Below are 1,170 nucleotides of genomic sequence, written 5' to 3'. Positions count from 1 at the left end.
GAAAACTAATGAAAAAAGTACTATTTGTTGTATTAACAGCATTATTATCGACGACGGCTTACGCTAATAATTGCGCGACCTATTTTGAACAAAACGATTTTGATCAAGCTTTTATTGCTTGTAACACTGAGGCTGAGCAGGGAGATAAAGATGCTCAGTTTAATTTAGCATTTATGTTTTACCACGGCGACGGTGTGGAAGAAAATACTGAAAAAGCGGTATATTGGCTTACTCAGGCAGCGGAACAAGGGAGGCGTGAGGCGCAAAATAATTTAGGGGTTATTTATGACGAAGGTGAGGGTGTCGAAGTCGATAAAGAAAAAGCCCTCTATTGGTATACTAAAGCAGCTGAACAAGGGGATGTTTGGACGCAATATAAATTAGGGGTTATGTATGACGAAGGTGATGGAGTCGAGGTCAATAAAGAAAAAGCGGTATATTGGTATACTAAAGCCGCTGAACAAGGGGATGGTGAGGCGCAAAATAATTTAGGGGTTATGTATTACAAAGGAGACGGTGTCGAAGTCAATAAAGTAAAGGCGTTATATTGGTATACAAAAGCCGCAGAACAAGGTTTTGATTACGCGCAATATAACACAGCCAATATGTATTACAAAGGAGACGGTGTCGAAGTCGATAAAGAAAAAGCAGTATATTGGTATACAAAAGCCGCTGAACAAGGAGTTAATTGGGCACAAAATAATTTAGGGGTAATGTATCAGCAAGGTGAGGGCGTTAAAAAAGATATAACGTTAGCCAAAAAATATTACAAACAAGCTTGTTCACTCGGTTTGGAAGAAGGTTGTGATAATTATAATTCCATAAAGTAAACATCATTAATCAATATAGAAAAGTCAATTTATACTAAAAGAGCTGTCTTAAATATTAAGACAGTTCTTTTTTTATACAGCCTAAAAATATTATTTATTCTATTAACACAATCACTTTTTTGATATAAATTAGCTTAACAGTGACATTTTAATACGGCTCAATATATTTGGTTAGCGTGTTAGTCATTTTATCAATTCTTTAACCCGATACCGATAAGCAATTTAAAAGTACATTGTCAAGAAGTAATAGATAGCAAGCCCATTTTTGATCTTTTCTTGCCAGCAGGCAAAATAAAAAAATTATTATATTTAAGGAATTTAAGGAAAACTAATGAAAAAA

General features: G+C 34.6%; 1 protein-coding gene. It reads left to right on the top strand.

All coding sequences use genetic code 11. From position 1 onward, the window contains the following. Positions 1–830 (top strand): SEL1-like repeat protein (locus tag J3U37_RS12025; protein WP_267375116.1); only part of this gene is annotated, 830 nt, incomplete at its 5' end. Between the last annotated feature and the right edge of the window lie 340 nt (positions 831–1,170).

The organism is Gilliamella sp. B3172 (assembly GCF_026536465.1).
Lineage (GTDB): Bacteria > Pseudomonadota > Gammaproteobacteria > Enterobacterales > Orbaceae > Gilliamella.
Note: the sequence above shows the minus strand (reverse complement) of the source record. Positions and strands in the feature narration are given on the sequence as shown.